Annotated in this window: 21 protein-coding genes, 1 tRNA gene and 1 riboswitch; of the genes, 12 read left to right on the top strand and 10 right to left on the bottom strand. The window is 64.0% G+C overall.

Annotation, left to right across the window (positions count from 1 at the left end; all coding sequences use genetic code 11):
- Positions 1-4 precede the first annotated feature (4 nt).
- A complete protein-coding gene (gene apaG, locus ASC75_RS04765; RefSeq protein WP_055971049.1) occupies positions 5-397 on the bottom strand; it encodes a Co2+/Mg2+ efflux protein ApaG in 393 nt (130 codons plus the stop codon).
- Positions 398-560: 163 nt separating this feature from the next.
- Complete coding sequence (locus ASC75_RS04760; protein ID WP_055971047.1) at positions 561-1751, bottom strand: O-succinylhomoserine sulfhydrylase; 1191 nt, start codon at positions 1749-1751, stop codon at positions 561-563.
- A 45-nt stretch (positions 1752-1796) separates the two neighbouring features.
- Positions 1797-1874: riboswitch (SAM riboswitch) on the bottom strand.
- 141 nt (positions 1875-2015) lie between these two features.
- On the opposite strand from ASC75_RS04760, the gene ASC75_RS04755 reads away from it, so the two are divergent.
- On the top strand, positions 2016-3104 hold the full coding sequence (locus tag ASC75_RS04755; RefSeq protein WP_055971045.1) for a 2'-deoxycytidine 5'-triphosphate deaminase: 1089 nt from the start codon (positions 2016-2018) through the stop codon (positions 3102-3104).
- A 107-nt stretch (positions 3105-3211) separates the two neighbouring features.
- Positions 3212-3988: an ABC transporter substrate-binding protein gene (locus ASC75_RS04750; protein ID WP_055971043.1), complete on the top strand. Its 777-nt coding sequence runs from the start codon at positions 3212-3214 to the stop codon at positions 3986-3988.
- Positions 3989-4130: 142 nt separating this feature from the next.
- Here the strand turns inward: ASC75_RS04750 and ASC75_RS04745 are convergent, their stop codons facing one another.
- Entirely contained in the window at positions 4131-4874 is a 744-nt protein-coding gene (locus ASC75_RS04745; RefSeq protein ID WP_156381106.1) for an FkbM family methyltransferase, read from the bottom strand.
- Positions 4871-5539: a hypothetical protein gene (locus ASC75_RS04740; RefSeq protein WP_055971039.1), complete on the bottom strand. Its 669-nt coding sequence runs from the start codon at positions 5537-5539 to the stop codon at positions 4871-4873. The genes ASC75_RS04745 and ASC75_RS04740 overlap by 4 nt, the downstream gene beginning before the upstream one ends.
- A gap of 113 nt (positions 5540-5652) precedes the next feature.
- On the opposite strand from ASC75_RS04740, the gene ASC75_RS25100 reads away from it, so the two are divergent.
- Complete coding sequence (locus ASC75_RS25100; RefSeq protein ID WP_156381105.1) at positions 5653-6462, top strand: sulfotransferase family protein; 810 nt, start codon at positions 5653-5655, stop codon at positions 6460-6462.
- Positions 6463-6904: 442 nt separating this feature from the next.
- On the opposite strand, the gene ASC75_RS04735 is transcribed toward ASC75_RS25100, so the two are convergent.
- Positions 6905-6978, bottom strand: a tRNA-Gly gene (locus ASC75_RS04735).
- Positions 6979-7106: 128 nt separating this feature from the next.
- Here ASC75_RS04735 and ASC75_RS04730 point away from each other — a divergent pair.
- Positions 7107-7370 (top strand): DUF6460 domain-containing protein, encoded by a 264-nt coding sequence (locus ASC75_RS04730; protein WP_055971038.1) that lies wholly within the window; start codon positions 7107-7109, stop codon positions 7368-7370.
- Between the two features lie 20 nt (positions 7371-7390).
- On the opposite strand, the gene ASC75_RS04725 is transcribed toward ASC75_RS04730, so the two are convergent.
- Positions 7391-8287: a histone deacetylase gene (locus ASC75_RS04725; RefSeq protein WP_055971035.1), complete on the bottom strand. Its 897-nt coding sequence runs from the start codon at positions 8285-8287 to the stop codon at positions 7391-7393.
- Positions 8288-8483: 196 nt separating this feature from the next.
- On the opposite strand from ASC75_RS04725, the gene ASC75_RS04720 reads away from it, so the two are divergent.
- Entirely contained in the window at positions 8484-9764 is a 1281-nt protein-coding gene (locus ASC75_RS04720) for an MATE family efflux transporter (protein ID WP_082496408.1), read from the top strand.
- Here ASC75_RS04720 and ASC75_RS04715 read toward each other — a convergent pair.
- Entirely contained in the window at positions 9740-10816 is a 1077-nt protein-coding gene (locus tag ASC75_RS04715; protein ID WP_055971032.1) for a quinone-dependent dihydroorotate dehydrogenase, read from the bottom strand. The genes ASC75_RS04720 and ASC75_RS04715 overlap by 25 nt on opposite strands.
- Positions 10813-11160: a DUF952 domain-containing protein gene (locus ASC75_RS04710; RefSeq protein ID WP_055971030.1), complete on the bottom strand. Its 348-nt coding sequence runs from the start codon at positions 11158-11160 to the stop codon at positions 10813-10815. Before ASC75_RS04710 ends, ASC75_RS04715 begins: the two co-directional genes overlap by 4 nt.
- A gap of 112 nt (positions 11161-11272) precedes the next feature.
- On the opposite strand from ASC75_RS04710, the gene ASC75_RS04705 reads away from it, so the two are divergent.
- Together ASC75_RS04705 and ASC75_RS04700 are read left to right on the top strand one after the other, a co-directional pair.
- Positions 11273-11707, top strand: a complete 435-nt coding sequence (locus tag ASC75_RS04705; RefSeq protein WP_055971646.1) for a hypothetical protein — start codon at positions 11273-11275, stop codon at positions 11705-11707.
- 151 nt (positions 11708-11858) lie between these two features.
- Positions 11859-12515 (top strand): response regulator transcription factor, encoded by a 657-nt coding sequence (locus ASC75_RS04700; RefSeq protein WP_055971029.1) that lies wholly within the window; start codon positions 11859-11861, stop codon positions 12513-12515.
- Positions 12516-12566: 51 nt separating this feature from the next.
- Here ASC75_RS04700 and ASC75_RS04695 read toward each other — a convergent pair whose 3' ends face one another.
- A complete protein-coding gene (locus tag ASC75_RS04695; protein WP_055971027.1) occupies positions 12567-16058 on the bottom strand; it encodes a PAS domain-containing hybrid sensor histidine kinase/response regulator in 3492 nt (1163 codons plus the stop codon).
- A gap of 208 nt (positions 16059-16266) precedes the next feature.
- Between ASC75_RS04695 and mscL the strand changes: the two genes are divergently transcribed.
- Together mscL and ASC75_RS04685 are read left to right on the top strand one after the other, a co-directional pair.
- The gene (gene mscL / locus ASC75_RS04690; protein WP_055971025.1) at positions 16267-16686 is read left to right on the top strand and encodes a large conductance mechanosensitive channel protein MscL; all 420 of its coding nucleotides are present in this window, start codon (positions 16267-16269) and stop codon (positions 16684-16686) included.
- A gap of 109 nt (positions 16687-16795) precedes the next feature.
- A complete protein-coding gene (locus ASC75_RS04685) occupies positions 16796-17962 on the top strand; it encodes a pyridoxal phosphate-dependent aminotransferase (RefSeq protein WP_055971643.1) in 1167 nt (388 codons plus the stop codon).
- A gap of 80 nt (positions 17963-18042) precedes the next feature.
- Here ASC75_RS04685 and hemA read toward each other — a convergent pair whose 3' ends face one another.
- Positions 18043-19320: a 5-aminolevulinate synthase gene (gene hemA, locus ASC75_RS04680; RefSeq protein WP_055971023.1), complete on the bottom strand. Its 1278-nt coding sequence runs from the start codon at positions 19318-19320 to the stop codon at positions 18043-18045.
- Between the two features lie 236 nt (positions 19321-19556).
- Between hemA and galE the strand changes: the two genes are divergently transcribed.
- From galE to ASC75_RS04665, 3 genes are all read left to right on the top strand, one after another.
- On the top strand, positions 19557-20552 hold the full coding sequence (gene galE / locus ASC75_RS04675; protein ID WP_055971021.1) for a UDP-glucose 4-epimerase GalE: 996 nt from the start codon (positions 19557-19559) through the stop codon (positions 20550-20552).
- A gap of 145 nt (positions 20553-20697) precedes the next feature.
- Positions 20698-21948 (top strand): D-amino acid dehydrogenase, encoded by a 1251-nt coding sequence (locus ASC75_RS04670; RefSeq protein WP_055971019.1) that lies wholly within the window; start codon positions 20698-20700, stop codon positions 21946-21948.
- A 9-nt stretch (positions 21949-21957) separates the two neighbouring features.
- Complete coding sequence (locus ASC75_RS04665) at positions 21958-23784, top strand: alanine racemase (RefSeq protein WP_055971017.1); 1827 nt, start codon at positions 21958-21960, stop codon at positions 23782-23784.
- Positions 23785-23790: the final 6 nt, after the last annotated feature.

Raw genomic sequence — 23790 nt, 5'->3', positions numbered from 1 at the left:
CGGGTCAGTTCAGCCGGTGCCGGGCGTCGGGCAGGTCGAGCGAGAAGGCGGGGATGGCGATTTCGAAGGTCTCGCCGGCCTCGTTGCGCATGGTGTAGCGCCCGACCATGATGCCCGATGGTGTCGACAGCGGGCAGCCTGAAGCATACTGGTAGCTGTCCCCGGGGTTGAGCTCGGGCTGGTCGCCGACCACGCCCGGGCCCCGGACCTCCTCGACCTTGCCGCTGGCATCGGTGATGTGCCAGTAGCGCGACAACAGCTGGACGAATTCGTCCGAGTTGTTCTCGATGGTGACGCGGTAACCCCAGACATAACGGTTTTCCGATGGCTCCGACTGGTCCACCAGATAGAAGGGCTCGACCTCGACCGCGATGTTGCGGGTGATTGCGCGATACATATGCTGCGCTCCTTGGCCTGCACGGTGACAGAGTCCGCCGCTTGGCGCGGCGGGTCAACTCTCGTTTGCCGCATTCACGCTGATTGTGATGCAGCTGTGGCGGAATTCACCCTGCGTGGTGGCCGCCAAGGAGGCGCTCCGGCTTGCCGGAGCGCCGTTCTGGTCAGCGCGTCGCCTTCAGCGCATCGCCGATGTCGTTGAGCAGGTCGTCGGCGTCTTCGAGGCCGACCGACAGGCGCAGCGTGCCGTCGTCGATGCCGAGTTCGGCGCGGGCCTCGTCGGTCAGGTTCTTGTGCGTCGTCGTCGCCGGATGGGTGATCAGGCTCTTGGAATCGCCGAGATTGTTCGAGATCAGGATGATCCGGAGCGCATTCTCGAAGGCGAAGGCCGCCTTCTTGCCGCCCTTGACGTCAAAGCAGATCAACGTCGAGCCGCCCTTCATCTGGCGCTTGATGATGTCGGCCTGCGGGTGGTCGGCGCGGCCCGGATAGATCAGGCGCGACACTTCCGGGCTCTCGGCCAGGAAGTCGGCGATCCTGGCGGCGGCCTCGGTCTGCTGGCGCACGCGCAGCGGCAGCGTTTCCAGGCCCTTGAGCAGGGTCCAGGCGTTAAACGGCGACAGGCTCGGTCCGGTGTGGCGGAAATAGTCGTGCAGGTTCTCGTCGATCCACTTCTTGTCGGAGAGGATGACGCCGCCGAGGCAGCGGCCCTGACCGTCGATGTGCTTGGTGGCGGAGTAGACGACGATGTGGGCGCCGAGTTCGAGCGGCTTCTGCTGCATCGGCGTGGCGAAGACGTTGTCGACGACGACGCGGGCGCCGACGGAGTTGGCGAGTGCCGCAACCGCGGCGATGTCGATCACCTCGAGCGTCGGGTTGGTCGGGCTTTCCAGGAAGAACAGCTTGGTGTTGGGCCGGACGGCCTTTTCCCAGTTCCCGATGACGGTGCCGTCGACCAGCGTCGCTTCGATGCCATAGCGTGGTGCCAGCGTCTCGACGATCCAGCGGCACGAGCCGAACAGGGCGCGGGCGGCAACGATGTGGTCGCCAGCCTTCAGGCTGCACAGGATGGCGGCGGTAACCGCGGCCATGCCGGATGCCGTGGCGCGGGCGTCTTCGGCGCCTTCCAGCGCGCACATGCGCTTTTCGAACATGTCGACGGTCGGGTTGGCGTAGCGCGAATAGATGAAGCCCGGGGTCTCGCCTTTGAAGCGCGCTTCGGCACTTTCGGCGCTGTCATAGACATATCCCTGGGTGAGGTAGATCGCTTCGGAGGTTTCGCCGAATTCGGAGCGGAGCGTGCCGCCATGGACGAGGGTGGTCTGCGGATTCCAGTTGCGCTTGTCGGAGGTCATGAGCCTAAATCCAGATACAAAAAAACCGGTCGCGAAAAGTCGCAAACCGGTCCAAACGCGGCCCTTTAGCGACTTGTTTAACGTGGCTGCAAGCCGACCGGCCAAATCACCACGGGATAAAGGTCCTTTAGACCCATGGCCGGCTTGCGTCAATCGCAGGGGCGACTAAACGTCTTGGGCCACGCATATGGCCCCGGACGAGCTTCGGGGCCAGCGATCCTCGGCTGTCCGTTCGGATCGGCGGCGCGTAAAGGAGTGAGGCAATTGCGGCAGTCGGGCATTCTTCCGGACCAGGATATCGCGGCGCTGTTCGCCTCCGGCGCGCTCAAGGCGCCGCCGCTCGATGCCGACCAGATCCAGCCGGCCAGCCTCGATCTTCGCCTCGGCGCCAGGGCTTTTCGCGTTCGCGCCAGCTTCCTGCCCGGTCCCAATTCGCTGGTCTCGGCCAAGCTCGACCGCCTCAAGCTGCATGAGATCGACCTGAGCGAAGGCGCGGTCCTGGAGACCGGTTGCGTCTACATCGTGCCGCTGCTCGAAAGCCTGGCCCTGCCGGCCGAAATCTCGGCCTCGGCCAATCCGAAGAGCTCGACCGGCCGCCTCGACATCTTCACCCGCGTGATGACCGATCGCGGCCAGGAGTTCGACAAGATCCCCGCCGGATATGCCGGCCCGCTGTTTCTCGAGGTCAGCCCGCGCACCTTCCCGATCGTCGTGCGCAAGGGCTCTCGCCTGTCGCAGATCCGCTTCAGGAAGGGCAATGCCCTGCTGTCCGAGGCCGAACTGCATGCGCTGCACCTCTCCGACCGGCTGGTCGCCATCGATCCGCCCAACATCTCGGGCGGCGGCATCGCGCTTTCCATCGACCTCGCCGGCAAGCCGGGCAGCATCGTCGGCTACCGCGGCAAGCACCACACCGGCCTTGTCGATGTCGACAAGCGTGCGGCCCAGGACATCGTCGACTTCTGGGACCCGATCTACGCCCACGGCGCCGGCGAACTGGTGCTCGATCCCGACGAATTCTACATCCTGGTGTCGCGCGAGGCGGTGCATGTGCCGCCGCTCTATGCCGCCGAAATGACGCCGTTCGACCCGCTGGTCGGCGAGTTCCGCGTCCACTATGCCGGCTTCTTCGATCCCGGCTTCGGCCATTCCAGCGCCGGCGGCACCGGCAGCCGCGCCGTGCTCGAAGTGCGCAGCCACGAAGTGCCGTTCATCCTGGAGCACGGCCAGGTCGTCGGTCGCCTGGTCTACGAACACATGCTGTCGCGCCCCAAGGCGCTTTACGGCACCGACCTCGGCTCCAACTACCAGGCGCAGGGCCTGAAACTCTCCAAGCACTTCCGCATGGGCTGACCTTTGGTCAGCGCCGCCTGGCCGTTAGTTTGCTTGTCCATTTACAGCCATTGTGCTTGGCTGGACCAGGGACGCCCGGGAAGAGCGCCCGTCAAATGGAGAGGATCATGCAGATTACCCGGAAGTTCGCTTGCGCAGCCTCGCTCGCAGCGCTCTTGTTGACCCTTGGCGGAGCTTCCGCGCAGGAGAAGCTCAAGATCGGCACCGAAGGCGCCTATCCGCCCTTCAACACCGTCACCGCCGACGGCAAGCTGGCCGGCTTCGACGTCGACATCGCCAATGCGCTGTGCGCCCAGATGAAGGTCGAGTGCGAACTGGTTGCCCAGGATTGGGATGGTATCATCCCGGCGCTCCAGGGCGGCAAGTTCGACGCCATCGTCGCCTCGATGACCATCACCGACGAGCGCAAGCAGCAGGTCGACTTCACCGACAAGTACTACACAACGCCGCTGGCACTGATCGCGCCGAAGGATTCCGCCTTGACCTCGGCCGAGCCCGACGCGCTGAAGGGCAAGACCGTCGGCGCGCAGGCGTCGACCACCCAGAGCATCTATGCCGAGGACCACTATGCCAAGGCGGGCGCCGAGGTGAAGCTCTATCCAACCCAGGACGAGGCGGTGGCCGACCTGACCAACGGCCGTCTCGACGCGGTTGTCGCCGACAAGTTCGTGCTGGTCGACTGGATCAAGACTACCGGGCAGGATTGCTGCAAGATGATCGGCGACCTCAAGGGCACCGACTCGCTGACCGGCATCGCCGTGCGCAAGGGCGACCCGCTGCGCGAGAAGCTGAACGCCGCGATCGACGCCATCGTCAAGGACGGCACCTACGCCAAGATCAACGCCAAGTATTTCGACTTCGACATCTACGGCGCGCAGGACTGACGCCTGCGGATAACAAAAAGGCCAGGCGTTCGATCGAGCGCCTGGCCTTTTTCGTGTCCGGAAATCTGGAGCGGGTAGCGGGAATCGAACCCGCGCGTTCAGCTTGGGAAGCTGACGTGCGGAGCTGCAACAAGGGATCGATCTAGCGGGACGCTACGATCCAGCCGCGAGTATTTCGCTTCTGCCGTATGTCTGTCGTGAAGCCGGCCTCGGCAAGCCTGCCTAGCAACTGTTCGAGTGATGCCCCTTCCACTAGGTCAACATGGTAGAGCACCAACATCATGCGGACCTTCCGGAGTAACTCGATTGGAGTCGACAAGAGGATCGGAAATTCGGCGCCTTCGCAATTGAACTTGATGAACGACACGTCCTTGATCTCGTGAGCCGCCATGAAGCTAGAAAGCGACATTGCAGGCACTCGCTCGCCCTTGGGCGACAATTGCTTCATTATCGAGTGGCCCCAGTTGCCGCGATCATGGTGCAGCGTGACCTCGCCGTCCTTGTCCGTCAGTGCAAGACGATGGGCAATGACGTTGAGTGCCGGGTTCAGAGCGGCGTTGACTCGGAGATAGTTGTAGGTTTCCGCGCTTGCCTCGATAGCATGAACCGTCCCATTCGAGGCTTTAGAGGCGGCGGTCAGTGCGAAAGTGCCAATATGAGCGCCGATGTCGATCACGACGTCGGAAGCAGTTGGCTGGTACTCCGGAACGCCTGCAAAAAATATGTCGTTCTCAAAGCTATGGGCGATGACCTTTTCGTCAGCGGTACCTTCACGATAGGCTACATCGAAACCACCAAACCGATTGATTGCCATCTGATAATTGGCTTCGCCAGGGTGGAAGGCGGCCTTGGCGTTGCGGAACCGTTTTTTCAGATGAAGTTTCATGAGGCCTCCGGCGTCCAAACTGCAACGCCATCTATAATCTGCTTTTCGATGCCGCGCTTGTCGCGCCAGTCGCGGCCGATATCGATGGCAGTTCGTCTTGTAAATGGACCACCAAAATATACGGCGCGATAGCTTGACGAAGCGTCCGCTAAAGCCGTGTTCGTACCGTTCATAAACTGTTTATCTGGATCAAGATCGGGGTTCATGTGCTCGCTCGCTATGGATGCAAGCGCTCGCGAGGCAAACAACGGGCCGACGCCGATCCGCGGCGTTATTTTTCGGCGACCAAGCCGTGACCAGTTGCAAATGGCGATCTGGCCAACGTTTGGCTCCGCCATTTGCTTTCGCAATCTCTTCAGGCTGATCTTGTGCGACAGGATCCAGTCATCTTCCAAGTGAAGAAACCACTCGGTTTCCGGCTGCTGCCATAGCCATTTGACTGCCCCGCCATAAGAGGCCTCAGCAGGACGCCGTACCACCGTAGTAAAATATGAGCGGGCTATTTCTTCGACGCGGTTTCCATCTTCTTCGCTGCCCCAAATTGGATCGATATTGAGGAAGAACGTCCGAACGGGAAAGCGGTCGAAAAGTTTCTGCTGAAACGACGCTAAAGTTATTGCGACGAGATCTGGTCGCCGGGTGGCGGTCATAGTTAGGTCAATCATCGCGGCATCTCCAAATTCGGTGGTGATTTTTATCCGCGGTTCCAAGCGGCTTCAACCATTTTCGGGACGCTGGTGGTCGGCCAAATGCATTAGGGCTTGCTAATGAATTTTAGGTGCGCAATACACCCGAGATGCGCCGCAAAGAAATGTCGAAGCTGCTGGATCACGTCCATCTGTCACCTCGGTTTCGGTATGTTTACGTCGACACACCCAAGGTTGCCTGCTCAACTATTAAGCGTGCGCTGCAAAGCGCCGAAAGAGGATACGCGGTAGACGGCGGAGAAGCGTCTGGCGGCAAGTTTGGTTATTCGGAAACCCTCCTAACCGTTCACGACAGGTCCAAATCGCCTCTGAGGCGCCCATCCAATCGCTGGGCACTCAGGTGGGCGCTGGCCAGGGCAAGTGTATCATTTTGCTTTGTTAGAAACCCCTATGCTCGCGTCCTCTCGGCCTATCTGGACAAAATCGCTACAAACGAGAATAGGCGAGAGATTTTTTTGCGTGGTCTGGTTGAAGATCCGCGCGAGCCGATATCGTTCGCACAATTCTTGGACGTCGTCTCAGGTCAGACGCCAGACACAATGAACGCCCATTGGCGTCCGCAATGCTATCACAACATGATAGATTCTATCGGCTACGACTTTATAGGTGCATTTGAAACGTTGAATTCCGATTTGTTGGAAATCCTTAAAATAGCTACACCATCGGCAATAAGTTTTGTGAGTGCCGTCGACGAACATCGTACGTCGGCCATGGAGTATTTGAAACAATACTACGAATTCGAATCTTCTGTGAGATCAGTGCAGTCTATCTACAAAAGAGATTTTGAAGTCTTTGGCTATTCCATCGATCTCAATAAATCCAGCGATAGGCCGGCCTATGCCGGCTTTAGCTCACGCAGGTTCTTGAAATCGATGTCATAGCTTTCGGATGGTCGGCGGCGAAATCCGCCCTTCAGTCGGTCTCCGAGCCAACGTCATCAGTAGCGACTCATACACCCATACAATGCGTCGAATACAACATCATGAATGGCGCGGCGACCATGACATGCCGCACACATTTTGCGCCGGTCACCCGCGCCCGCGCCCATCGGACTGTCTGCCACAACGGAGGAAATCCAATAGACCGTAGCAAGTTCTACCTTGCGCGCACTCATGCGGTGTGTTCGGGCCGCCGCGGCACGTTGTACCACTTCGCCTACATCCTGTCGGCCGCCTACCACGAGACGGCGCTCTCCATTCAGGCGATCCGTGAGACACTGCGAAAAGTAACGCCGCCGCGCTATTGCTGCTGATTTGTCAATGAAAGGAGTGGTGCCAAGAACCGCCTATTTCTGGGTCTAAAGATCGTACCCAAAGCACAATCTGGAGCGGGTAGCGGGAATCGAACCCGCGCGTTCAGCTTGGGAAGCTGACAGGCTACCATTACATCATACCCGCGCGGGCATCTGGTTAGCATTGCCGATGTTGTTGGGCAATCGGGAAACGGAGTGCAGTGCTGCCGTGCCCTTGATGAGGGCACGACAATCGCGATATTCCAGTGAGGCTAGAATCGCAGGAGACTGAGCTTGTCCGGATTGGCGCGTTTTCTCGGTGACACCCCCTTGCGGGTGTTGATCAAGCTCTTGGTCATCTCCTTCCTCGTCGGCATCGTCATGAGCGCCTTCGGCTGGTCGCCCTATGACGTGCTCTACGGCATCCGCGATTTCTTCCTCGACATCTGGCGCATGGGTTTCCGTGCCATCGATCGCTTCCTCGGCTATTTCCTGCTGGGTGCGGCGGTCGTCATTCCGGCCTTCATCATCCTCAGGCTGTTCAGCTACCGCAAATAGGTCGGGCGCAGGCGGATAACTCAGGCGAAGCCGGCGGCGGTCTCGAACAGGATGGCGTGCCGCCGGGCCAGCGCTTCGATGTCGTGCGAATAGCCGCCACCGATGACGCCGCACAGCGGAGTGCCGGCCGTGCGGAAATGCCCGATGACCATGCTCTCGCGCCGGCGCAGGCCTTCGTCGCTCATCGCCAGGCGCCCGAGCCGGTCTCCTCCATGGGGGTCGACGCCGGCGTTGTAGAACACGATGTCCCAGGGCGCGCGGCGCGACAGGCCGGGCAGGACCTCGGCCAGCACGTCCAGATAGGCATCGTCGCCGGTGCCGTCAGGCAGGCCGATATCGAGGCCGGAAGTGGCCTTGCGCACGGGGTAGTTTTTCTCGGCATGCATCGAAAAGGTGAAGACAGCGGGATTGGCGGCGAGGATTTCCGCTGTGCCGTCGCCCTGGTGGACGTCGAGATCGACGACCAGGATGTTTTCCGCCAGCCCGTCCTCGAGCAGCGCCAGCGATGCCACGGCCACGTCGTTGAAGGTGCAGAAGCCGGCACCCTGGGCACGCCTGGCATGATGGCTGCCGCCGGCGGTGTTGCAGGCGATGCCGTGCTCGAGCGCGAGCCGCGCTGCCATAAGCGTGCCGCCCGCGGCAAGCTGGGCACGGCGTGACACACGCTCGCCGACGGGGAAGCCGATTTCACGTTCGATGTGGGCCGGAACGGTGCAGCTCAGCACCTGCTCGACATAGCCGGGCTCATGCGCGAGGCGCAGCCAGCGGGGCGCAATCGGTTCCGCCCGATGGAGCCCGCCCGTCAGGTCCAGGGCATGCAGCCGTTCCATCAGCTGGCGGTACTTGCCCATCGGAAAGCGGTGGTCCGGGGCAAAGCCGGCGTCGTAGTCGGGATGGCTGACGATCTGCAGCGGCATGGGGGAGGGCTGAACCAAGGGGGTGAAATCGATTGACCCCGATACATAAACGGTTGCCGGTGTTGGCGAAACCGGGGCATGTGCCCGAGCGGGAGAAACGGCAGGAGGAGGATTCTCGTTGGACATCGCATCGCCGGAGGGCCGCGTGACGCCTTTTGCCGTCACCAACCGCTCGGTATTGGCGATTGCCGTGCCGATGACCCTTGCCTATCTGACCACGCCCTTCATCGGCCTCGTCGGCACCGGCGTGGTCGGCCAGTTCGGCGACGCTGCGCTGCTGGGCGGGCTCGCTGCAGGCGCCGTCGCCTTCGACGTCGTCTTCACCAGCTTCAATTTCCTGCGCGCCGGCACAACCGCGCTGGTGGCGCAGGCTTTCGGTCGTGGCGACGCATCCGAAGAACAGGCGGTGTTCTGGCGCGCGGTGGTGATCGCGCTCGTCGCAGGTATCGTGCTGGCGCTGACGGCGCCGCTGACGTCGCTCGCCGGGCAATGGTTCATGTCGGCCGAGCAACGGGTCAACGAGACGCTTGATGCCTATGTCCGCATCCGCATGCTGGGCGCACCCTTCGCGCTGATCAACTATGCGATCCTCGGCTACGTGCTCGGGCGCGGCGAGGGCAGCTTCGCGCTGTTGCTGCAGGCGAGCCTCAACGGCGTCAACATTGCGCTGTCGCTGCTGCTCGGGCTCAGCCTCGGCTGGGGCGTCGAGGGCGTCGCCTGGGCCGCCGTCGCCGGCGAGGCGGCAGGCATGGCGATCGGGCTTGTCGTGCTGTTGCGGCGCTTCGGGCGCCAGCCGAGGCTGGCGCCCGGGCGCATCTTCGACGCTGCTGCGTTCCGGCGCCTGTTCGTGCTCAACCGCGACATCATGATCCGGTCGCTGTCGCTGCTCGTCGCCTTCGCGCTGTTCACCCGTCAGGGCGCGCAGTTCGGCACGGTGACGCTCGCCGCCAACGCGGTGCTGATGAACTTCTTCATTGCCGCAGGCTTCTTCCTCGACGGCTTTGCTGCAGCCGCCGAACAGCTTGCCGGCCGTGCCGTCGGCGCCCGCTACGAGCCGGCCTTCCGCAAGGCGGTTTATCTCTGCTCGATCTGGGGCTTTGCGCTGGCGGGCAGCATGACGGCGGTCCTGATGGTCTTCGGCCCTGATCTTGTGGCGCTGATCTCGACCGCCGAGGACGTGCGGGCAGTGGCCATCGCCTTCCTGCCCTGGGCCGCCTTCACCGCGCTGAGCGGCGTGCTTGCGTTCCAGATGGACGGCATCTTCATCGGCGCTGCATGGTCGCGCGACATGCGCAACATGATGGTGGTGTCGCTCGTCGTGTTCGTCGTCGCGCTGCTGACGCTGACGCCGGCCTTCGGCAATCACGGCCTATGGGCGGCACTGCATCTGCTGCTGATCGTCCGCGGCGTCTGCCTGCTGGCGATTCTTGGACCGCGGGCCAGGGCGACGTTTCAGAGCGGTGCTGCCGCCCACTGATCTAGCCTCGTGTCGCGCAGCTCGGAGATGCCGTCGAGCCCTTCGCGCGCGGCAAAGTCGGCCATGCCGCGCACGATGCGTGCCGGCAGCGACGGTCCGGCATAGACCATGCCGGTATAGAGCTGGACGAGATCGGCACCGGCTCGGATCTTTTCGAGCGCGGTCTCGGTCGAATCGACGCCGCCGACGCCGATGATGGCGCTCTGCGGGCCCAGCAGCTTGCGCATCCGGGCCAGAACCGCCGTCGAGCGCGCAAACAGCGGCTTGCCGGACAGGCCGCCAGCCTCGCCGGTATGGGTCGGGCTGCGCAGGGTAGGGCGGGCGATCGTGGTGTTGGAGACGATGACGCCGTCGATCGCCTTTTCGGTCACCTCGGCGGCGATGTCCTCGAGTTCTGCCTCGTGCAGGTCCGGCGCGATCTTGAGGAAGATCGGAACCGCATGACCGGCTTCGGCGCGGGCGATCATGACACTCGCCAAAAGTTCGGCCAGTTGCTCGCGCGCCTGCATGTTGCGCAGGCCCGGCGTGTTGGGCGAGGAGATGTTGACGGTGAGATACGATGCATGGCGAGCGAAGCGCTTGACGCCGCTGATGTAGTCGCCGATGCGGTTGCTGCTGTCCTTGTTGGCGCCGATGTTGACGCCGACGATGCCGGGCCGGCCGGCGCGCGCGGCAAGCCGCTTCTCGGCGGCGTCGTGGCCTTCATTGTTGAAGCCGAGCCGGTTGATGACGGCGTCGTCCTCGACGAGGCGGAAGATGCGCGGCTTGGGATTGCCGGCCTGCGCCAGCGGCGTCACCGTGCCAACCTCGGCAAAGCCGAAGCCGAGGCCGAGCAGCGCGTCGGGCACCTCGGCATTCTTGTCGTAGCCGGCGGCCATGCCGAGCGGGTTGGGGAAGTCGAGGCCGGCGACCTTCACATGCAGGCGCCTGTCGCGCGGCGCGCGTCCACCGACGGGCAGGCCGCAGCGCAGGGCCTTGATCGACAGGCCATGGGCAGCCTCGGCGTCGAAGCTGAAAAGCAGGTGGCGGCCGAGCCGGTCGAATGCGCTCATGCTTCAAGCTCCGGGAAGTCGTGGCTGCCGTCGGCCTTCAGGGGCAGGGGGCGAACCCATCTGGCCATGGCGGTCTCGAGCGGCGCATAGAGATGCGGAAACAGCGCGCCGCCGCGCGAGACCTCGAACTTGAGCGCCGGACCCAGCCGGTCGGCGTCGAAGGCGACGAGGAGCAGGTTGTCCTGCCCGGCAAAGTGCTTGGCCGCCGTCTCGACCGCCTGGGCTGCGGTCGAGAAGTGGATGAAACCGTCGGCAAGGTCGACCGGCGCGCCGCTGAAAACCCCGCTCCGCTCGGCCTCACGCCACATCGGTTCGGGGCAGATCTTGTAGATGGTTTTCGTCATATGGGCGCTATAGGCTGAAAGCATGATGCGGGAAAGGGCGGCATGACTTGCCCACCGCAATTTGGGCCCAATGCGGCGCGACAATTCGCATCGCTTGCCAATGGAGACAGCCATGCGTGCCGTACTGATGCTTGTTCCGCTGCTTGCCGGTCTTGGTGGCGGGTCGGCATTCGCTGCCGAAGGGCCGCGCTACCAGATGGAAAAGACAGACAAGGGTTATGTCCACATGGACACCCAGACCGGCGAGATGTCGATCTGCGAGGAGCGCGACAGCCAGCTGGTATGCAAGCTCGCGGCCGACGAGCGCTCCGCGCTTCAGGACGAGATCGGCCGCCTCCAGACCGAGCTGAAGGCCATCGACCAGCGCATCGTCAAGCTCGAGAATTCGCTGACCGCGCGGATGGAATCCAAGCTTCCGACCGAGGAGGAGTTCGAAAAGACCATGGGCTACATGGAGCGGTTCTTCCGCAGCTTCATGGGCATGGTCAAGGACATGGAAAAGGAAGACAAGGCGCAGCAGCCCGAGCTTGCGCCGAACAAGACCTGAGCCAATCCGCCTGCCTGCGCCCGAAAATTGAGCATGACCGGCGCTTCCGTTGCCGTTTTGACTTTAACTGCTTGAAAAGCCGGCACCGGGCCGCATAATCGCGCCCGACGGTCCAAGGCGCACAGAACGGTCGGGACCTCGGGAGGGATATTTGCCAGCAGGCCACAAGTTCGTCATCGCGGATGACCATCCGCTTTTTCGCGGTGCCCTCAAGCAGGCCATTGCCGGCCTTGGCGATGTGTCGAGCGTGCTCGAGGCCGGAGACTTCGAAAGCGTCAAGGCGCTCCTCGCGGCCAATGAAGACATTGACATCGTGTTGCTCGATCTTTCCATGCCAGGTGCGAGCGGCCTGTCGGGCCTGATCTCGTTGCGCGGCATCCACGCCACTGTGCCCGTCGTCATCGTCTCGGCGCATGACGACCCGGAGACCATCCGCCGCGCGCTTGAACTGGGGGCGTCAGGCTTCATCTCCAAGTCGGCCAGCATGGACAACATCCGCAGCGCCATCGAAGCCGTCCTGTCGGGCGAGATTACGGCACCCGGCGACATCGACCTGGGCGTCGAGCGCGATCCGGAGATTTCCGACCTCATCAAGCGCCTGCAGTCGCTGACGCCGCAGCAGACGCGCGTGCTCGGCATGCTGGCCGAGGGATTGCTCAACAAGCAGATCGCCTACGAGCTCGGCGTCTCGGAGGCGACCATCAAGGCCCATGTCTCGGCGATCCTGCAGAAACTCGGCGTCGACAGCCGCACGCAGGCGGTGATCCTGCTCTCCAAGATCGGCGGCGAGTCGCGCGCCGCGTCCTAGAGACTGCGTTGGAACACGCGTTTTCGAGCAAGAGCAGAAACGCCCCAGAAGCTATTCGGCCGCGTGCGCCATGCGCCGCATCCTGTTCATCATCGAACGTAAGACGGCCGGCTTTAGCGGCTTGTTGAGCACGGCGACGTCGATCTGGTCGGCCGCCTCGCGCACCTCGTTGGAACGGTCGGCAGTGATCAGCACCGCCGGTGTCGCCTCGCCATGGATGCCGCGCAGGGTGCGGATGACATCGAGGCCGTTTTCGCCGTCGAGATGATAGTCGGCCAGGATGATTTCGGGTGGTCCGGCGTTAGGGGCGGCTTCGAACGCGGCCGTGCCGGAATAGGTCCGGACATCGCAGCCCCAGCCCTCGAGCAGCAGCCTCATGCCCTCGAGGATGCGGGCGTCGTTGTCGATGCAGATCACCGACAGTCCGTTCAGGGCCGTGGCCGCTTCGATGCGCGGCCGGGCGGAAGCCGTGGCAGGCTGCTCCTTTGCCGTCGTGACCGGCAGGATCACCGAAAAGCGCGTGCCCTGGCCCTTGTGCGACTCGATCTGGATTTCGAGCTTCAGCACGCGCGCGATGCGGTCGACGATCGACAGTCCGAGGCCGAGCCCTTGCGCCTCGCGCATGCCGTCGTCGAGGCGGGTGAATTCGTGGAAGACGGTGCCGAGCTTGTCGGCGGCGATGCCGATGCCGGTGTCGATGACCTGGATCTCGGCCAGTTCGCCGCGCCGCCTGACGCCGACGACGATCCGGCCGCAGCGGGTGTATTTGATGGCGTTGGAAACCAGGTTCTGGATCAGCCGGCGCAGCAGGTTACGGTCGGTGCTGACGGCCAGCGTCGATGGCACGATCACAAGTTCGAGGTCCTTGGCCCGCGCCATCGGCAGGAAGTCGGTGCCGATCTGGCGCAAAAGCCCGTCGAGGCGGAACACTGTTTCGGCGGGCTTCATCGCACCCGCATCGAGCCGCGAGATGTCGAGCACGGCGCCGAGGATGGTCTCGACCGATTCCAGCGACGACTCGATGTTGCGCGCGGCCTGGCCGGCATTGCCCTTGCCGGCCTTCTCGATCAGCGACGAGCAGTACAGCCGCGCGGCGTTGAGCGGCTGCAGGATGTCGTGGCCGGCGGCGGCCAGGAAGCGCGTCTTGCCGAGATTGGCCTCCTCCGCCAGCATCTGCGCCTGGGCCAGTTCCTCGTTGACGCGGGTCAGTTCGGCGGTGCGGCTCTTGACCCGCTGTTCCAGCGACTCGTTGGCCCGCTTCAGCGCAAGGTCGGCCGCGACGCGCGCCGAAATGTCGGTGTAGGTCGCCACGATGCCGCCGTCGGGCATCGGATTGGATCGCATCTCGATGATCCTGCCGCTGGTCTGCAACTCGATCTGCCAGGGGCCGCCGAAGCTGGTCAGGCGGTCGAGCGTGGTCAGTCGCGACGTTGGCGCAATGTCGCCGCGCGCCACCAGATAGGCGAGGATGCGGTCGATCGACACGCCGACCTGGCCCATGTCGTCGGGCAGGTCGAACAGCGAGCGGTACTGCCGGTTCCAGCAGATCAGGCGAAAATCCTGGTCGAAGACGGTGATGCCCTGTTCCATCTGGTCGAGCGCGATCTGCAGCAGGTCGCGATTGTGCTGCAGCGCTTCGGTGGCGTCGTCGAGCAGGCGGAAAGTGTCCCTGGCCGAGTTGTCGCCGCGCTTGAACAGCAGCGACAGGATCAGCCGGGCCGAGGACGAGCCGACCGCACTCGCCATCAACTGCTCGGAGAAACGGATGACGTCCATGCCGGCGGGGTCGTTGCCGTTCAGCTTGCTGCCGCTCTCGCTCTGGAAGGTCTGGAACGAGCGCTCGGTGCGTTCGACGCCGAGATAGCGGGCGATGGTGTCCTTGAGGTCGTTGACGGTGATGGTGGTGCGGAAGCGGCGCAGCGACGGCATCGGGCTCGAATCGCGCGGCACGAAGATCGAGGCCTGGATGCGTTCGAGCGGTACCGAGGCACGCGACAGCGAGCCGAACACGAAGAACAGCGTGTTGATCGCCAGGCTCCACAATACGCCGTGATTGAGCGGCTCGGCGGCGGTGCCGAACAGCGCCTGGGGCCGCAGCGCGTCGATGCCGAAAAGCCCGTCGGTGATGATCGAGGTATCGGGTGCCGCAAGCGTCGGCAGCATCAGCGTGTAGCCCCACACCACGATGCCGGCGGCCATGCCGAGTGCTGCGCCTCGCGCATTGGCGCGGCGCCAGATCAGCCCGCCGATGAAGGATGGCGCGAACTGCGCGATCGCCGCAAAGGACATCAGGCCGATCGAGGCGAGCCGCGTGTTGTTGGTGCTCTCGCGATAATAGAGGAAGGCGGCCAGCAGGATGATGAAGATCGAGGCGCGGCGGATGTTGAGGATGATCGCCGACCAGTCCTCGGTGTCGCCGGCCTTGGTCTTGATCAGCCGGCGCACGAAGATCGGAATGACGAGATCGTTGGAGATCATGATCGACAGCGCCACGCTCGCCACGATGACCATGGCGGTCGCCGCCGAAAGGCCGCCGATGAAGGCGACCATGGCCAGCAGGTCGTGGCCCCGGAACAGCGGCAGCGACAGGACGTAGAGGTCGCTGGTCGTCGCCGTGCCGACTGTCGACAGGCCGGCGAACGCGATGGGCAGCACGAAGAGGTTGATCGCCACCAGATAGGCCGGGAAGACCCAGGTCGCGGTGCGCAGCTCGCTCTCGCTGCGGTTCTCCACGATCATGACGTAGAACTGGCGCGGCAGCATGATGATGGCGAAACCGCTGATGATTGTCACCACCAGCCAGGTGCCGAGCGAGGTCCGGTAGCCCATGGCGTCGCCGACCTGCTCGGTGGCGGCGAAGCTCCGCAACATGTCGCCGGGGCCGTCGAACAGCGAGAAGGTGACGAACAGGCCGACGGCGAGGAAAGCGATCAGCTTGACGATGGATTCCACCGCCACCGCCAGCACCAGGCCGTTCTGGTGCTCGGTGGCGTCGGCATGGCGCGTGCCGAAAAGAGTGGCAAACAGCGCCAGCAGAAGCGCCACCACCAGCGAGATGTCGCTGACGAACGGATCGAATGACGGTGGCGAGCCGGTGTAGTGCTCGACCATCAGGCTGACCGAGCCGGAGATCGCCTTGAGCTGGAGCGCGATATAGGGGATGGCGCCCACCGTTGCGATCAGCGTCGCGATCGAGGCGACGGCGAAACTCTTGCCGTAACGCGCGCCCAGGAAGTCGGCGATCGAGGTGATCTTCTCGGCCTTGGCCAGCTTGATGATGCGGCTGAGCAGCGGGAAGCCGAACATGAAGACAAGCACCGGGCCGACATAGATGGCGAGGAATTCGAGCCCGCGCTCCGAGGCAAGCCCGACCGAGCCGAAGAAGGTCCAGGACGTGCAATAGATGGCGAGGCTGAGGGCGTAGATGAACGGCCGCGGCCGCCCCGGTCCCCAGTTCGCAGCCCTTCGGTCGCCGATGCTCGCGATGGCGAACAGCAGCGTGACATAGGCGATGGCGATGAGGACGACGGCCAAGCCCTGCACTCTGAGCACTCACTTCCGGATCGGTCTGTTGCCTTTGCGGTGAGGCAACCACAGCTGCGTCGACAAGTCTATTATCCTTGTCTCCTAGGGCAGGGGCGGGATTTGCATTCGCGGGTTTTGCAACTGCTGGTTTTTGCTATGGTGGCGGCGGTTGGCGACGGATGGTGGGGAACGATTCGCCTTCCGCAGATTTTACATGGAGGGTTCTATGCTCAGGGAATTCCAGGAGTTTATCGCCAAGGGCAATGTCATGGATCTCGCCGTCGGCGTGATCATCGGTGGCGCCTTTGGCCTGATTGTTTCGTCGTTGGTCGGGGACATCATCATGCCGATCGTCGGGGCCATCTTCGGCGGTTTCGACTTCTCGAACTACTTCCTGCCGCTGTCGTCGTCGGTGACGGCCGTTTCGCTGGAAGAAGCCAAGAAGCAGGGCGCGGTGTTCGCCTATGGCAACTTCTTCACCGTGGTCATCAACTTCCTGATCCTCGCCTGGATCATCTTCCTGATGGTCAAGGGCGTGAACACGATGCGCAAGCGGCTTGAGAAGGAAAAGGCTGCCGAGCCGGCAGCGCCGGCCGCCGATGTGGCTTTGCTGACGGAAATCCGCGACCTTCTGGCCAAGAAGTAATCGCGCTGGCATCCAGAAAAACCCCCGCGTGGCTGGCCCACCGGGGGTTTTTTCATGGCCGCGCCCACGCTAGGAATTGGCGAGCAGCAACTCTCGACCTGGGATGATCATGAGCCTCATCGATCTGGTTCGCGCCGAAGCCCGCCTTGCGCCCGTCAGCGGCATCGAGGCGGTGGCAAATTACGGGCGCGACCGCGCCGGCCTGATCCCGCTCTGGTCCGGCGAAGGCGACATGCCGACGCCCGCCTTCATCAGCGATGCCGCCGCCCGCGGGCTTGCCAATGGCGAGACCTTCTACACCTGGCAAGCCGGCATCCCCGAACTGCGCCAGGCGATATCGCGCTACCACAAGCGCCATTTCGGCATGGATTTCTCGGAGGACGAGTTCATCGTCACCGTCGGCGGCATGCAGGCGATCACCATGGCGCTGGAGGCGACGGCAGGGGCGGGCGACGAGGCGCTGTATCTCGCGCCGGCCTGGCCGAATTTCGCCGGCGCTGCCGGCGTCGCCGGCGTCACGCCGATCCCGGTGCTGCTCGACATGACCGACAATGGCTGGTCGTGCGACGTCGAGAAGATCGCCGCGGCGATCACCCCGCGCACCAGGGTCATCTTCGTCAATTCGCCGTCCAACCCGACCGGCTGGACGGCGGACCGCGAGACGCTGCAGGCGATCCTCGACCTTGCCCGCAAGCACGACCTCTGGATCGTCGCCGACGAGATCTACGCGCTGTTCTACTATGGCGGCGGCCGCGCGGCGTCGTTTATGGACATCATGGATCCCGAAGACAAGATCCTGTTCGTCAACACCTTCTCCAAGAACTGGGCGATGACAGGCTGGCGTGTCGGCTGGCTGAAGACGCATCCTTCGCTCAGCCGCATGTTCGAGAACCTGGTGCAGTATTCCAGCTCGGGCGTGGCGCAGTTCATGCAACGCGGCGCGATCGCCGCCCTCGACGAGGGCGACGGCTTTATCGCCGAGCAGGTGGCACGCGCCCGGCAGGCGCGCGACATCGTCTGCAAGGTGCTGGGCGAGACCGGCCGGGTGCGCTTCTGCGTGCCGCCGGCTGCCTTCTACCTGTTCTTCTCCGTCGACGGCATGAAGGACGCCGAACGCGCCGCCTTCGACATCGTCGACAAGGCCGCGGTCGGCGTGGCGCCCGGCACGGCGTTCTGCGCCGGCGGCGAAGGCTTCCTCAGGCTCTGCTACCACCGTCGCCTCGACCAGGTCGAGGAAGCGTCGCACCGGCTGGCGAAGTGGATCAGCGCGCAATAGCCGGGGATGCCACTCAAAATGTGAAAAGGCCCGGAACCGGCATGGTTTCGGGCCTTTTTTTGTTAGGATGCGTCTTTGCCTCAGCCGCCGGACTTGGGCACCAGCAGCGGGATGATGCGCTCGCTCTGCGCCACTTCGGTGTGGCCAGCACCGCGATAGGGGATGCCGAGCGCATTCCAGGTTTCGACCAGCGCAACCTTGAGTTCGGCGATCAGTTCGTCGGTGTGGAACGGCGTCGGCGTGATGCGCAGGCGCTCGGTGCCGCGTGGCACGGTCGGGTAATTGATCGGCTGGATATAGATGCCGTGGACGCCGAGGAGGCGGTCCGAGGCCATCTTGCAGAGCTCTGGATCGCCTACGAGGATCGGCACGATGTGCGTGGGCGACTCCATCACCGGCAATCCGGCGTCGGCCAAAACCTGCTTGGCGTGGGTCGCCTGGCGCTGCTGGGCGTCGCGCTCGGCTTGCGAGTTCTTGAGATGGCGGATCGACGCGGTGGTCGCGGCGGCGATCGCCGGCGGCAGCGCGGTGGTGAAGATGAAGCCCGGCGCGTAGGAGCGGACGGCGTCGACGACGGCACGCGTGCCGGTGATGTAGCCGCCCAGCGTGCCGAATGCCTTGGCCAGCGTGCCCTCGATGATGTCGATGCGATGCGCCAGGCCCTCGCGCTCGGTGATGCCGCCGCCGCGCGGACCGTACATGCCGACCGCATGGACCTCGTCGATATAGGTCATGGCGTTGTACTTCTCGGCGAGGTCGGCAATCGCCTCGATCGGCGCGATGTCGCCGTCCATCGAGTAGACGCTCTCAAACACGATCAGCTTGGCGCGCTCGCGGCCGGCCGCCTGCAGCAGGCTTTCGAGATGGGCGACGTCGTTGTGGCGGAAGATCTTCTTTTCGGCGCCGGAGCGGCGCACGCCCTCGATCATCGAGGCGTGGTTGAGTTCGTCCGACAGGATCAGGCAATTCGGTAAAAGCCGCGCGATGGTCGAGATCGCCGCCTCGTTGGAGACGAAGCCCGAGGTGAAGACCAGGCCGGCTTCCTTGCCGTGCAGGTCGGCGAGTTCGTTCTCGAGTTCGACCAGCGGATGGTTGTTGCCGGAGATGTTGCGGGTGCCGCCGGCGCCGGTGCCCATGTTGCCCGCCGCCTTCTGCATTGCCGACACCACGTCGGGATGCTGGCCCATGCCGAGATAGTCGTTCGAGCACCAGACGGTGATTTCCTGGGCCTTGCCGTTGGCTCTCCAGATGGCGCGCGGGAACTTGCCGACGATGCGCTCCAGGTCCGCAAACACGCGATAACGGCGCTCGGCGTGGATTTGGTCGATCGCTTCTTCGAAAAACCGCTGGTAGTTCATCTGGACGTCCCAATTCTTCCGCCGTGAGCATAATCAACGGCTGCTTCGGCGTCCATCGACCGTTTTTGGTCAAAATGCCACGCCCTCGACACCCTCAAACGACCACAGAACGCGGAAAAGTCCCTTGATGTGGATCAAATAGCGCTGCGACGGAATGGCCGGTCACGCTGCACCTCGCCTTGTGGCGTTGTTTTGCGCTAGACAGGTGAGGCGGCAAATGGCGGGGAGAGTTGAGAATGGCGGTTCTTGTAACGGGTGGTGCGGGCTACATCGGCAGCCACATGGTGTGGGAGCTGCTCGACGCGGGCGAGCAGGTGGTCGTGCTCGACAGGCTGTCGACAGGCTTCGAATGGGCGGTGGCGCCGGAAGCGACGCTGGTCAGGGGCGACGTCGCCGACAAGGAATTGCTCGGCCAGTTGATCCGCAAGCACGGTATCGACGCCATCATTCATTTCGCCGGCTCCATCGTCGTGCCGGAGTCGGTCGCCGACCCTCTCGGCTACTACGAGAACAACACCTGCAAGACCCGCAGCCTGATCGAGACGGCGGTGCGCGAGGGGGTGAAGCATTTCATCTTTTCCTCGACCGCCGCGGTCTACGGCGCCGCCGGCATGGAACCGGTGGTCGAAGACGCTCGGCTCGCACCGGAATCGCCCTATGGCCTGTCCAAGCTGATGAGCGAATGGATGCTGCGCGACGCCGCTGCCGCGCACCCGCTGCGCTATACGGCGCTGCGCTACTTCAACGTCGCCGGCGCCGATCCCAAGGGCCGCACCGGCCAGTCGACCAAGGGCGCCACCCACCTGATCAAGGTCGCCTGCGAGACCGCGCTCGGCAAGCGCGCCTCGATGCAGGTCTTCGGCGAAGATTATGCGACACCTGACGGCACCTGCGTGCGCGACTACATCCATGTTTCCGACCTTGCCGCCGCGCATCGCCTGGCGCTCGCCCGCCTGCGCGCCGGCGGCGGCAATCTCGTCGCCAATTGCGGCTACGGCCACGGCTATTCGGTGCTCGAGGTCATCGACAGCGTGCGTCGCGTCCATGGCGCGGATTTCGCGGTGCAGATGGGGCCGCGCCGCCCCGGAGACGCCGCCTCGGTGGTTGCCAATTCCGACCTGGCGCGCGGCGAACTCGGCTGGAGCCCGCAGCGCGACGATCTCGATGCGATCGTCCGCGATGCGCTCGAATGGGAGCGGCAGCTGTCGCGCAAGAACTCCGCCGGAGCCTGATCAACCCCTAAGTAGCCCCAAGTGGTGGATTTCGGCGCCGCTCTCTCGAAATTCGCTGCGACAGGCGCTAAAAGATGGCCAGGAGGAGCCAGGCTCCCGACGGTAAAGGGTTCCCGACAGAGCCTGATGTCGACCAGGGTGCGACATGAAGATCCTCGTTCTCGGGGCGGGCGTGGTGGGAACTGCGGCCGCCTTCTATCTGTCCCGCGATGGCCATGACGTCATTGTCGTCGAGCGCCATTCGGCTGCGGCGCGCGGCACCAGCTACTCCAATGCCGGCCTCGTTTCTCCCGGCGACGCAACCGCCTGGGCCTCGCCCGCGGCGCTGAAGATGTTCATCAAGTCGCTCTACACGCCCGATCTCGGCATCAAGGTCAGGCTCGGGCTCGATCCGTATCTCTATGCCTGGAGCTTCCGCTTCCTGTTCCAGTGCACCAATGCACGGGTGCGCGAGAACACCAAGGCCAAGCTCAGGCTGGCGCTTTATTCCAGGCTCTGCATCAACGAGATCTCGGCCGAGACCGGCATAGGCTACGACGCGCGTTCGCGCGGCATCATGTATTTCTTCCGCTCGCAAGAAAGCCTGGACCACGGCGCCAGGATGTACGGCTTCCTCGCCGACAACGGCCTCGACATCGAAATCGTCGACCGCAACCGAATGGCCGACCTCGAACCCGGGCTTGCCGCCGCCAGGAACAACATCGCCGGCGCTGTCTATTCGCCGATGGACCAGACCGGCGATTCCCGCATGTTCGTCGAGGCGCTCGCCGCCCATGCCGAGCAGAAGCTGGGCGCAAGGTTCATGTTCGACACCACGGTCGAGGACCTGATCGTCGAAGGCGACCGCGTCACCGGCGTGAAGACCTCGGCCGGGCGGCTCGATGCCGACGCCGTGGTCATCGCCATGGGACCGGAGAGCGGCCTGCTCGGCCGGCGCAACGGCATCGACCTGCCGGTCTATCCGGTCAAGGGTTATACCGCGACCGTCGCCATGGACGACCCGTCGAAAGGCCCGACCATGGGCGGCGTCGACGAAGACCGCATGGTCGCCTATTCGCGCCTCGGCGACCGTCTGCGTCTGGCCTCGACGGCCGAGTTCACCGGCTTCGACCGCAGCCACAAGCCGTCGGATTTCAAGCGTCTATTCGAGACCGGCCAGGAGCTGTTCCGGGGCGCCTTCGACCCGGCCAAGGCCGAGGTCTGGTCCGGCCTGCGGCCGATGATGCCGGGCTCGGTGCCGGTCATCGGTCCCGCCCGCTACAAGGGGCTCTATCTCGACACCGGCCACGGCCATGTCGGCTGGACGATGGCCTGCGGTTCCGGCAAGTTCCTTGCCGACCTCGTTGCCGGCCGCAAGCCGGAAATCGATCCGCAGGGGCTGGTCTACAAGGGCTAGGGTGCTGCCATGTCGGGACCGCAAGTCGCCATCGATCTCGGTCGTATCGAGCGCAACGCCCGCGCCGTCGTGGAGCGCAGCGCGCAATCCGGCATCAAGGTGTTCGGCGTCACCAAGGGCAGCTGCGGCATGCCGCAGGTGGCGCGCGCCATGCTGCGCGGCGGTGTGTCGGGGCTCGCCGAATCGCGTTTCGAGAACATCCGCCGGCTGCGCGAAAGCGGCATCGGCTGCCCGATCATGCTGCTGCGCAGCCCGCCGATCTCGCGTGTCGAGGAGGTGGTGCGCACGGTCGACATCAGCCTGCAGTCGGAGCTGGAGATCATCCGCGAGATCTCGCGCATCGCCCAGCGCGTCGGCCGCGTCCACGACATCATGCTGATGGTCGATCTCGGCGACCTGCGCGAAGGCATCTGGCCGAACGACCTTTTGCCGACCGTCGAGCGCGTGCTCGAACTGCCCGGCGTGCGCATCGCCGGCCTCGGTACCAACCTGACCTGCTTCGGCGCCATCATGCCGACAGAGGAGAATCTGAGCCAACTCGTCGCCCATGCCTACAAGGTCGAGCGGCTGGCCGGCATCAGCCTCGATTGGGTGTCGGGCGGCAACTCGTCGTCGCTGCCGCTCCTGCTCGAAGGCAGGATGCCGGCCGGCATCAACAACCTGCGCATCGGCGAGGCAATCCTGCAGGGAGGTTACGAGACCTTCCGCGACGAGCCGTGGCGGGAGCTGGAGTTCAATGCTTTCAGGCTCACCGGCGACCTGATCGAGGTCAAGGTCAAGCCGTCCCTGCCGATCGGCCAATCCGGCTACGACGCCTTCGGCAACCAGCCGGTCTTCGTCGACGAGGGCGATAGGCTGCGCGGAATCGCCAATATCGGACGCGAGGACACGATGATCGAGGGGCTGGTGCCGATCCATCCCGGCGTGCGCGTGCTTGGCGCCTCGAGCGACCATCTGGTGCTCGACATCACCGACGCCGAGCCGCAGCTCTCCGTCGGCGACCGCGTCAGCTTCCACATGAACTACGGTGCGTTGCTGACCGCGATGACCTCGGAATATGTCGAGAAGGCACCGATGCACGACATCGCCGATTTCACCGGCCGGCGCATGGTCTCGTTCATTGCCGAAGGTGCGGCCGGGCCGGTGCTGGCCAGGCACTCGGCCGGGGCACGGCTCGAGCAGATGCAGTTCGATGTCGTCGAGATCGCCGACGCCAAGCACCCGCCGGCGGGTCTCGTCAGGCTGCACGCCGGCGCCGACAGGCATATGGTGTCGAGGGCGCTGGAGGCTGCCGCCGAGGCGACGCATTCCCTGGGGCTGATCTGGATCGATTCCATCGCGGCCCTGATGCCCGAAGGTGAAGAAGGTGACGAAGCGCCGGAAAGCTCGGTGCTGGCCCGCGCGCTCGGCCTCGATCACAAGCCCGGGGCGCTGCAGCCGCAGCTTTCACCGGAGAATGTCGTGCTCGTCGGCCTGCGCGAGGCCGACCCCGCCGAGGTGCGCATCCTCAAGGATTCGCGGGTGACGGCCTTCACCATGGCCGAGATCGACGGCTCGGGCATGCGCGAGGTGATGCGCGAGGCGATCCGCATCGCTTCCGCCGGGACGACCGGCTTCCACGTCAGCTATTCGCCGTCGGCAACCGAAATCGCCGGATGGAGCGGCGGATCGGGCGGCATGACCGTGCGCGAGACGCACCAGGCGATGGAGGCGATAGCGCTCTCCGGTGGCATGCTGTCGATGGATGTGTCGGGCCTCGGCCCGGATGTCGAGCCGCGTGTCGCCACCGAAGCGGTCAACTTCGTGATGTCCGCCTTCGGCAAGCGCATTCTCTGAAACCGC

The sequence above is a fragment of the Aminobacter sp. DSM 101952 genome, assembly GCF_001424795.1.
Classification (GTDB): domain Bacteria; phylum Pseudomonadota; class Alphaproteobacteria; order Rhizobiales; family Rhizobiaceae; genus Aminobacter; species Aminobacter aganoensis.
This window is presented reverse-complemented; position numbering and strand designations above follow the sequence as displayed.

Excerpts from the sequence above, each read along its gene's own strand:
- apaG (WP_055971049.1), bottom strand. The coding sequence starts at position 397 with ATGTATCGCGCAATCACCCGCAACATCGCGGTCGAGGTCGAGCCCTTC.
- ASC75_RS04760 (WP_055971047.1), bottom strand. The coding sequence starts at position 1,751 with ATGACCTCCGACAAGCGCAACTGGAATCCGCAGACCACCCTCGTCCAT.
- ASC75_RS04750 (WP_055971043.1), top strand. The coding sequence starts at position 3,212 with ATGCAGATTACCCGGAAGTTCGCTTGCGCAGCCTCGCTCGCAGCGCTC.
- ASC75_RS04745 (WP_156381106.1), bottom strand. The coding sequence starts at position 4,874 with ATGAAACTTCATCTGAAAAAACGGTTCCGCAACGCCAAGGCCGCCTTC.
- ASC75_RS04740 (WP_055971039.1), bottom strand. The coding sequence starts at position 5,539 with ATGATTGACCTAACTATGACCGCCACCCGGCGACCAGATCTCGTCGCA.
- ASC75_RS04725 (WP_055971035.1), bottom strand. The coding sequence starts at position 8,287 with ATGCCGCTGCAGATCGTCAGCCATCCCGACTACGACGCCGGCTTTGCC.
- ASC75_RS04720 (WP_082496408.1), top strand. The coding sequence starts at position 8,484 with ATGACCCTTGCCTATCTGACCACGCCCTTCATCGGCCTCGTCGGCACC.
- ASC75_RS04715 (WP_055971032.1), bottom strand. The coding sequence starts at position 10,816 with ATGAGCGCATTCGACCGGCTCGGCCGCCACCTGCTTTTCAGCTTCGAC.
- ASC75_RS04710 (WP_055971030.1), bottom strand. The coding sequence starts at position 11,160 with ATGACGAAAACCATCTACAAGATCTGCCCCGAACCGATGTGGCGTGAG.
- ASC75_RS04705 (WP_055971646.1), top strand. The coding sequence starts at position 11,273 with ATGCGTGCCGTACTGATGCTTGTTCCGCTGCTTGCCGGTCTTGGTGGC.
- mscL (WP_055971025.1), top strand. The coding sequence starts at position 16,267 with ATGCTCAGGGAATTCCAGGAGTTTATCGCCAAGGGCAATGTCATGGAT.
- ASC75_RS04685 (WP_055971643.1), top strand. The coding sequence starts at position 16,796 with ATGAGCCTCATCGATCTGGTTCGCGCCGAAGCCCGCCTTGCGCCCGTC.
- hemA (WP_055971023.1), bottom strand. The coding sequence starts at position 19,320 with ATGAACTACCAGCGGTTTTTCGAAGAAGCGATCGACCAAATCCACGCC.
- galE (WP_055971021.1), top strand. The coding sequence starts at position 19,557 with ATGGCGGTTCTTGTAACGGGTGGTGCGGGCTACATCGGCAGCCACATG.
- ASC75_RS04670 (WP_055971019.1), top strand. The coding sequence starts at position 20,698 with ATGAAGATCCTCGTTCTCGGGGCGGGCGTGGTGGGAACTGCGGCCGCC.
- ASC75_RS04665 (WP_055971017.1), top strand. The coding sequence starts at position 21,958 with ATGTCGGGACCGCAAGTCGCCATCGATCTCGGTCGTATCGAGCGCAAC.